General features: G+C 46.8%; 8 protein-coding genes and 1 pseudogene. 4 read left to right on the forward strand and 5 right to left on the reverse strand.

Going from position 1 to position 8,421, the window contains the following annotated elements:
- Positions 1–245: 245 nt before the first annotated feature.
- From QUB61_RS36010 to QUB61_RS36025, 4 genes are all read right to left on the reverse strand, one after another.
- Entirely contained in the window at positions 246–536 is a 291-nt protein-coding gene (locus tag QUB61_RS36010) for a DUF1816 domain-containing protein (protein ID WP_333134496.1), read from the reverse strand.
- A 672-nt stretch (positions 537–1,208) separates the two neighbouring features.
- Positions 1,209–1,964: a DUF2993 domain-containing protein gene (locus QUB61_RS36015; protein ID WP_332961043.1), complete on the reverse strand. Its 756-nt coding sequence runs from the start codon at positions 1,962–1,964 to the stop codon at positions 1,209–1,211.
- 129 nt (positions 1,965–2,093) lie between these two features.
- The gene (locus tag QUB61_RS36020; RefSeq protein ID WP_333134494.1) at positions 2,094–2,687 is read right to left on the reverse strand and encodes a pentapeptide repeat-containing protein; all 594 of its coding nucleotides are present in this window, start codon (positions 2,685–2,687) and stop codon (positions 2,094–2,096) included.
- A gap of 261 nt (positions 2,688–2,948) precedes the next feature.
- Positions 2,949–4,361 (reverse strand): HD domain-containing phosphohydrolase, encoded by a 1,413-nt coding sequence (locus QUB61_RS36025; protein WP_333134492.1) that lies wholly within the window; start codon positions 4,359–4,361, stop codon positions 2,949–2,951.
- A gap of 614 nt (positions 4,362–4,975) precedes the next feature.
- Between QUB61_RS36025 and QUB61_RS36030 the strand changes: the two genes are divergently transcribed.
- Both QUB61_RS36030 and QUB61_RS36035 read left to right on the forward strand, forming a co-directional pair.
- A complete protein-coding gene (locus QUB61_RS36030; RefSeq protein ID WP_333134491.1) occupies positions 4,976–5,713 on the forward strand; it encodes a DUF2993 domain-containing protein in 738 nt (245 codons plus the stop codon).
- Between the two features lie 495 nt (positions 5,714–6,208).
- Positions 6,209–6,793 carry a DUF6658 family protein gene (locus tag QUB61_RS36035; RefSeq protein WP_333134490.1) on the forward strand — a complete coding sequence of 195 codons (585 nt, stop codon included), beginning with the start codon at positions 6,209–6,211 and terminating at the stop codon, positions 6,791–6,793.
- A 173-nt stretch (positions 6,794–6,966) separates the two neighbouring features.
- Here the strand turns inward: QUB61_RS36035 and QUB61_RS36040 are convergent, their stop codons facing one another.
- A complete protein-coding gene (locus tag QUB61_RS36040; RefSeq protein ID WP_333134489.1) occupies positions 6,967–7,125 on the reverse strand; it encodes a hypothetical protein in 159 nt (52 codons plus the stop codon).
- A gap of 709 nt (positions 7,126–7,834) precedes the next feature.
- Between QUB61_RS36040 and QUB61_RS36050 the strand changes: the two genes are divergently transcribed.
- Positions 7,835–8,155, forward strand: a complete 321-nt coding sequence (locus QUB61_RS36050) for a hypothetical protein (protein ID WP_333134487.1) — start codon at positions 7,835–7,837, stop codon at positions 8,153–8,155.
- A pseudogene (locus QUB61_RS36055) lies at positions 8,125–8,421 on the forward strand (SpoIIE family protein phosphatase); the annotation flags it as partial. The gene QUB61_RS36050 and the pseudogene QUB61_RS36055, both read left to right, overlap by 31 nt.

Consider the following 8,421-nt stretch of genomic DNA (forward strand, 5'->3'; position numbering starts at 1 on the left):
CTTACTGGGCTAGTTTTTCTAGCCCATCATACTTCCTGCTTTTTGTCAACCTTTTTTACTGGACTGGCGCTCTAGGACAAGACGAGGCTTAATATTATTGTTGAGGCTTCCGTTTATGAAAAACTCACAGAGAACTTACACACTCTTGACGCTCAGAAACCGGGTTGTTTAACGAATATCCATCGCCATAGACGGAGCATTTTCGTCAAAAAACCCGGTTTTTGCAGTCTGGACTATCAACATGATTAAGCCGCGATACCCTCTGAGAATTCACTGTCGCAAATCGTGAGTTCTGAAGGCTGACACCGTTTGATGCGGATGCTAACTCTTTTGGCTCCCTCGCTTTCGAGGTCTTCGACGTAGCCCGGAATATTGCTGGAGGCTTCTTTGTCGGTGTCGAAGGGACCAAAATAGTAGGTACAGCGGGGCAAATCTGTGACAATTTCTACCCACCATTTCTCGGGGCTGCGGGGGCGGGAGCCAGCAAACACGGACAATACTGCGACGTAGATACAAAATAAATAAATTCCGAGCATTTTTCCTCTTTTGGGGTTATTTATTTTCTCACAGGACTTACGCCCTCGCGACTCTCATCCACCGGGTTGTTCCACTCCTGGCGATCGCCTTTTACCAGAGAATTTAGTCCTTCAAACCCGGTTTCTGGGCTGAGAACCATCTAATTTTATCAAGGTAAGTTGTGCGATCGCATCAACCTGAGTGCTGATTGTGAGGGGAGAATAGAATCCCAGTGAGTCAACTAACTATTTTGCATTTAAATTTAAGCTTGATAGTGCGCTAGGAGTTGCGACCTCACAATAGTTTAAGTACGCAGTAGTTGATTAATTAAATCCGCGACAGCTTAGTTCGGGAAATACGGCGCAATATATAGCATTTCTTGGGTAGATCGGGTATGAAATCAAACTTAAGAACCTTGCCAACACAGCTTTCGGTGTACCCCATTTTTGTGAGAAAGGCTATAAGCTGTCGCGCATTTAAATTGTATATTCAGGGCGGGCGGGACACCCCACAAGACTTTGATTTTTTTTTGACATACAGTTTAAATGCCGCAACAGCTTAGCGCGACCTTACGCCAGCGCCACAGTTTAAAAACTGTCGCTAAAATAGCAAAACCCGCCTGCGCGGGTTGTGCTGTTAAGCTATAAAATTCCTCAAACAAATCTAATTTGCCCACCTCAGCAGACTGAGGTTTAGCGCTTGCCTTTGGGGAACTGTTCGATACCAGCCCAACCATAGAAAACCAACTCGTCGTTCTGAACTCGGCAGCGGTCAACCCGCAGTTGAGTGCCCTCTAAGGCAAATTTGTCTAAGTCGAGCAAGTTATTTACGTGGGCAATTATAGCTTGACCCAAATCTACTGCTTGCTCGTTACCGCCGTAAGTAACGCTGACAAATTGGATTTTGCGCCTGTCTTCTACTTGCAATTGAGCAGTAATATCTATTTTGACCGGTTCGCTGGCATCGCCTACGGTAATTTCGGACTGAAGCCGAATTGATTTGTCGGCGCCGAAGCTGACTTCAGTGTTTTGAAAGTGCAGTGATTGCTCTTGGTACTTCAGCTTCTGGAGTTTTTCAACTACAAAAGGTGTATTGAATGAGGTGGTTAAATCCGATCGACTTAAGACTACTCGCATATTTGCCTGGGTAGGCTGCCGCAATTTCACTTGACCTGCAAAAATTGCCCCAAAATCAATTGAGACTGCTTGCAGGTAGAGTTCCATCACTTCTATGCGCAGGCCGTTGTACATCAACATACCTTTGCCAACGAAGTCGAAACCGTCGATGCTTCCCTGCAAGAGTTTGGCTACTGGTTCGACTCGGATGTTGGCTTCGGCCTTTTCCGAACGCTTGAATAAGGCTGCGATCGCAGCTCCTGCTACTTTGCTGACAAGGCGATCGCCACTTTGACCTTGAAAGGATGTACCGCTAAACAAAGCTGCTACCATTTATTCGTTTGCTCATCTACAGTCGCCATTATAACCTTCTATTAAGAAATGTAAAAATAGCTTGTGCTTATTCACTTAATAAGCAGATGTTGTTTTTTTTGTCTGTCTTCAAAACAACAGTGTTGAAATTTAAAGGCTCAGGGGGGTGCCTTGGAGACAGGCGCGATCGAGCAGGGCTCCATCCCAAACGGTTTGTTCGATCGAGGCGCAAAGCAAATTAGCGCCCGTCAGGTTAGCGCCGCGCAGTACGGCGCCATTCAGGAGCGCTTCTTCCAAGTCAGCTCCCGACAAATCAGCGCCGGACAAATTGGCATTGCTCAAATCGGCGCCAAGCAAAATTGCCCGACCCAAAGAAGCGCCCCGCAAATCGGCGCCGCGAAAATCGACACCGCTAAAATCCAAATTGCCAAGCGCCGCGCCTGTCAAAAAAGCACCCCCAAAACTTGCGTCGCGGACTAAAGCGTTAGCGAAGGAAACCCCCCGCAAATCGGCATTCCGAAAATCTGCGCCTCGCAAGTCAGCGCCGCTCAAGTCAGCGCCGCGGAGGTTGGCTCGCAATACGGCCCGCTGCAAGTTAGCGCCGGCGAGATTAGCTCCACTCAAGTTGGCTTGAGACAAGTCAGCACCCGCGAGATCGGCTCCCGCTAAGTCTGTGCCGGCTAAATCAGTGCCGGCCAACATCAGAATTTTGCCTTTGCGTATGGCTTCGAGGTCATTAGTCATTAGTTTTTAGTCATTAGTCATTCGTAAAGCGGTAGGGTGCGCGCGGAGCCAGCACAGAGAGACTGGGGCTCCCACTAAAAGCGGTAGGGTGCGCGCGGAGCCAGCACAGAGGGCTGATTTTTCTAGTTTTGGAAAGCGGTAGGGTGCGCGCGGAGTAAAGGGGGCTGATTTTTTCTTGTGTGGGAAAGGATTTGTGCCCGAGTCCTCAATCCCCAATTCCCAATTACCAATTACCGATCGCCCCTTACCAATCCAGTTATTTTATAATGCCGGAGCGGCCGTTGAAGTTCGATCGCCCAATTCCTCCAACCATACATTCGGCAATTGACTCGGGCGGCTCGGTAACTCCATCAAACCCATTTCTGCGAGCCTGACCACGTTGCTGAGAGATTCCACCAAAGCCGGATCGAAGCGAATTCCGGAAAGTTCCCGGCACTTGGACAAAGCTTCGCTCAAACTCAAAGCCGGACGATCGCCACGCGGTTGAGTCAACTCTTGAAAATAAGCGACCAACCCCAAAATCCGGGAAGCAACGGGTATCGCTTCGGCTCGCAAACCCTCTGGCCTGCCGCTGCCGTCCCAATATTCGAGTTTGTGCTTGACAATTTCCGCCACTGGTGATAGTTCCGGCATTGCTTGCAGCAGTTGGGAACCGATGAAACTGCGATCGCGCCAAAAAGATAAAGTTGCTTGGTCGAAAGCATCGGGAGTGCGATCGAACACCTCATTCGGGGCCGAAACTAAGCCTACTCGAAACAGCAATCCCGCCAGCCGCAGCCTGCGCAACTGCAAAGCCGGCAAATCCAGAAGTTGACCCAAAGTTTCCGACAAAGCCGCCACCTGCAAAGACGCTGTAGGATTTGAGGTATCGCGTTCGTCCACGCGCTGGGCCATCCGCAGAAAAGCTTGAAGTTTGTTAGCGTTCAAATTGCGGCTGATGCGCAAAGCTTGACCTTCCAATTCCCACAACTCGCGGGTTTGGCGGTTAATTGCTACCATTTGCTGCTGAGAACTTTGCAGGTAAGTGACTATCCGCGATACCACGCCACTAATATCTGCCAAGGGCGGGCCAACGGTAGCCAGGATTTCGTGGTGCATGGACAGCAAACTGTCGGCTAGGGCGGCATTGTAATGTCGCGTCTGTTCTATAAAAATTTCAGCAGCCGCCGACACCAAAGACTGGTCAAACGACCACAAACCGTAGAACTTTCGTTCTGTATCTACTTCGGGCTTGCCCTCGGGCAAATATTCCTGGTCTGAAAGTTCGCGGCAAAGCACCATTGCTTTGTATGTCGGCGCGAGGATGATTAAATTCCATTCTTCGATTATGGGGTCGTTCTCATCGAGATTAATTAAAGATACATTTTCTAATTGACCGGTTTGGTGGCTAGCGAAACCGCTGTCGGCTACTGCACCGATGACAACGCGCCGAGAGGCATTAGCAATATCTAGGTAGCGATCGGCTTCCTGTAAATACCATTTACCCTGCTGAAACGTCACCAAAACTAGGGGCTTTAGTTCGATATTGTCCCCGCTGCTGGTTTGTAAAATGTGGTCTTCTAGGGCGTGACACAGGGCTACTAGGGTGTTTTTGAAGTATACCCCGTAGCTAGAAGGCAGTTTTCCGTCGGGAAGTGTAGCTTGTAGTCTAGCGAGAGTTGATTCTGAATTCATCAGAACTATGGGTTTGAAACCCCGTCTTTTTAGGACGGCTTTACATTGAATTGAATCCCCTTGCAGGGTGGAGGGGTATGGTTGCCCCTCCGCTGAGGTATGGTTGCCTCAATCTCCTTTCGGAGTAAAGTTAGCTTCGCTAATGTTTAGTGAGCTTGCGCCGGCCCAAAGCACTGTTGAGCGTGACATACCGAACTGTTTAACTCTCAACGACAGAGCAAGGAACTAGCTACGCATTCCAGGGTGTCGTGACTCAAAAAACGTAGTCAGTTAAGACGATGGCCCGTCAGAATGGCTTGTTAGATTTCTCTTTCAAGCCTCATGCCTGATAGCTGAGGTTCCTGACTGCAAAAAGCGGTGTCGGCTCTTACTTATTGTACCGGGCGATCGAACTTCTCGAAAATACTTTTGGCAAAAATCCAAGTTTTTGATTTTTCACCGCTTCGCAACGGACTCAACGTAGGGTGCGCACCTTACTAATTTTAGCCATTTTCTGGAAACCCTCTGTCTTTGGCTGAGTTTTTTTAATACGAGAAACCTGCCAAGAGGAAGACGCTAACTCTATTAGGTATTAACTACTATTTGGGTAACAATAATTATTAGGAATTCTGAGCGTGCTTCAACAAAATAGGAGTTTAGGGGAACAGGCGATCGACAAAGTGGCCGAGATTGCTATTGCTAGCAAATTAGACGAATCGGAAACTTTGTCTGTGACAGTGGACACCGATCCGGGCCAGCTAGCCCAGGGATCGGTAGATGCCGTTGCCGTTGAGGGCAAAGGGTTGGTAATGCAACAAGATTTGCGGGTGGAAGAATTGCAACTTCACGTCAAGGATATTGCTGTCAATCCCCTCACCGCTATGTTTGGGAAAATTGAACTGAACGGCCCTGCCTTCGGTACCGCACGCGCAGTTTTAACCGAAAGCGATATCAACCGCGCTTTTAATTCCGAATACATCAGCAGAAAACTCAACAACTTAAAAGTGACGGTTGACGGCCAGCGGGTGACAGTAGACGTTAAAACTATTGAGTGCCAATTGCTAGCCGGAAAAATCGCTTTAAATGCTGAGGTATTGGTACGGGAAACTGCCTCAACAGAAAAGATTTATTTTACAGCAAAACCTCAGATCGCAGCGGACGGTTGGGCAATTTCTCTTCAGGATGTCGAGTATCCCGAAAGCAAGGAATTTTCGCCTGAGTTAACAGAAGCTTTGGCGGACAAAGCTGGGGAAGTTTTAAACTTGCGAAATTTTGAACTTGAGGGAATGTCCCTGCGAATTCAGCAGCTAAATGTGGAAGCTGGTGTGCTGACTTTGCAAGCTGAAGCGAAAGTCGAACAATTCCCAAGTTAGCAGTAGCGTTCTCAGGTTAGTAGCTGGTACGGTGCGTCACTGGATTTGAGATTTTAGATGTTAGATTTACTTCACAGATGAATCTGGTATCTTGAACAAGAGTCTAAAATTTTTATATCTCCACGACAGGATTCGATCGCAAGTATCCGTTTGTCAGCGGGGGCAAAAACCAAAAAGCTTTTGACATCGAGCAATTATTGGAACTGACGCACCCGAAGACTATGCTTTGAAACTACCTAGACCCTTTTCTTCTCCGTCGGAAGTGTCTCAACCAAACTTAACTCTAGAAACCCGGTAAAAAAGCCGGGTTTCTAGATACCCGGGCGTAAGTCCTACCAAAAATAATCTCTCGAAGGCGATCGCACTTTTTGACTCCCTCTAAAGGTATAAAATAATCGATAGCAATCCGCAGCAAAATATCACCGCCGTTAGAGGCAGGGATCGGGAGCTTATTTTTACTCTTAACAAGTAGTAGTAAAAAATCGGAAAAATTTTGTGAACACTGTAACTACTTTTTTTAAAAGACTGCGTATCGGTCAATTTTTGACTCAATTTTTGACTGTATTTATGGCAGGTTTGCTGCTGTTTACCAGCACAGCTTGCAATGCCGGCGATGTTCGAGGTGCCCGGCCCCAGAATCCTCCCGTTCAAATGGGAGGAATGAATAACCCCCACAAGGCCGGTGGTGATGGATCCGCGAATTATCAAATGTCTACCGACCCTAAAGTCAATCAATCGCCTGCTAAAGCCGAAAATAATCGGGCTGATTTGTCGCTGATGGGCGATCGACTCCTGGCCGCGACTACCGGTGACTCTAATTCCTCAAAGCTGCTTTATCCGGGTTCTGAACCGCTGAAAACTGACAAGTTCGACCCCGAACTCGGCGGAGATAAAGCTCTCTTAGAACCGCCAGACGGACAGCCAGCTAAGGCTCAACCCGTAGTCGATCGCAGCAATCCCAATGCCAAAATTTTAGAGAGAACAGGCGCCGCCTTTCAGGATGCTTCTGCTTTCCTGAAAGATAGCGCTAAAGATGCAAAGGAAAGTTCCGTTACCAAACTCAACCCGCTGCAAAAATAAGCGAGTGGAACCAAAGATGATGTAGGGGCTGTCTGAAATTAGCCCCTACATAAATAATATTATTTATTGAAACTAGATAAACGCTTTTAGACCTGCTATCTGCTCCACAGGATTTACGCTCTTTCTGCATTTTTCATAAAATCTAGCTCAATATGTTTTACATTTTATCGGATTTATGCTGCGAATTCGGCAGAGTATGTCGGGTAAATTTCAATCAGGTTGAATATATCTAAAACATATTGATTAACATGAACTATCTTGCCGTAAATAAAACTGACAGGGTTGTTGATTTCGTGAGCCACTCCTGCTACCAACTGTGCTAAACTCGACATTTGTTCGGATTGAATTAGCTGAAGATGCCAAGGAAAGTTCTGTTACCAAACTTAGATTTTTGGGTTCTTGTGCATAGCAAGGAAAAATCCTCAACACTTTTAGGCGTCAAGAAGCGTTGTAATGCTCGATAAAATACCAGATAGCTCCCACATAATAGGAGAGCTTTTTATAATAAAATGATAGAGTTTTTATTACAATAGCGAGATATCCCTGGCATCAGGGTGTTATTGAATCTTTCTATATCAGAAGTTTTGCCCGTATCTCTCCCGACAGATTGGTGTCGCTTGCGAGGGAAAACTTTTTCATAGGCGGCCTAAAAAGCAGATCGGTACTTCAAAAAACTACCTCCCCACCCGCCGTCCCTGGTACCCAGCGGCTAAGGAAGCCAATAAACCGACTTGGGGTAAAATCTATCAGTTTTCTTCCGACTCAGCAGTACGGTTAGGAATTCCGGCCCTCCAGCCCTATCGTGATAAAGCAGGCAATTTTGTAGGTGTTCTAGAAACTGATTTGGTTATTTCTCAGATCGGTAACTTTTTGAATCAAATCAAAATTAGTGCTTCGGGAGGAGTGTTTATTATGGATCGTGAATGACTGCTGGTTGCTAGTTCAACGAACTCCCCTATCTACACAGTCAAGAATGGTAAAGCCGAAAGATTAGCAGCATCAACCAGCAGCGATCCTTTGATCCGGTCAAGTACGCAGTATTTGTCAGAGCATTTTGGCGAGATCAACCAGATTACAAAGCTCCAACAACTCGACTTTAAGATTAACGGGGAACGCCAATTTGTTTTGGTTGAACCTTGGCAAGATGAATTTGGTCTGAATTGGGTGATTGTAACTACGGTTCGAGAATCGGACTTTATGTCACAAATCAATGCTAATACTCGTACTACAATCCTGTTCTGTTTAGCGACTCTGATTTTGACAATTGCGATCGGTATCCTGACGGCTCGATTACCCGTCCCGTTCTCCGAATTACTAAAGCTGCTGAACAAATTGCTGCTGGTAACCTCGACAAGCGAGTAGGCACCGCTGACTTTATTGAAATTGAGGAAATTGATACGCTGGAACGTTCCTTCGACAGCATGGCAGGACAACTGAAGAAATCGTTTGAAACACTCGAAGATAAAGTCAAAGAACGCACGACTGAACTGGCAAGTGCCAACGGCGAAATCCTTGCCCTCAACGAAAGACTCAAGGAAGACAATCTCCGCATGGGTGCTCAATTGGATATCGTGCGTCAAATGCAGCAAATGATTCTGCCCAATCCTGAAGAACTGGAAATTGAAGGA

The sequence above is a fragment of the Microcoleus sp. C2D2 genome (assembly GCF_036702495.1).
Taxonomy (GTDB): domain Bacteria; phylum Cyanobacteriota; class Cyanobacteriia; order Cyanobacteriales; family Microcoleaceae; genus Microcoleus.

What these genes read in the sequence shown, in the direction of transcription:
- QUB61_RS36040 (WP_333134489.1), bottom strand. Translation starts at nt 7,125, where the DNA reads ATGTCGAGTTTAGCACAGTTGGTAGCAGGAGTGGCTCACGAAATCAAC.
- QUB61_RS36020 (WP_333134494.1), bottom strand. Translation starts at nt 2,687, where the DNA reads ATGACTAATGACCTCGAAGCCATACGCAAAGGCAAAATTCTGATGTTG.
- QUB61_RS36025 (WP_333134492.1), bottom strand. Translation starts at nt 4,361, where the DNA reads ATGAATTCAGAATCAACTCTCGCTAGACTACAAGCTACACTTCCCGAC.
- QUB61_RS36015 (WP_332961043.1), bottom strand. Translation starts at nt 1,964, where the DNA reads ATGGTAGCAGCTTTGTTTAGCGGTACATCCTTTCAAGGTCAAAGTGGC.
- QUB61_RS36010 (WP_333134496.1), bottom strand. Translation starts at nt 536, where the DNA reads ATGCTCGGAATTTATTTATTTTGTATCTACGTCGCAGTATTGTCCGTG.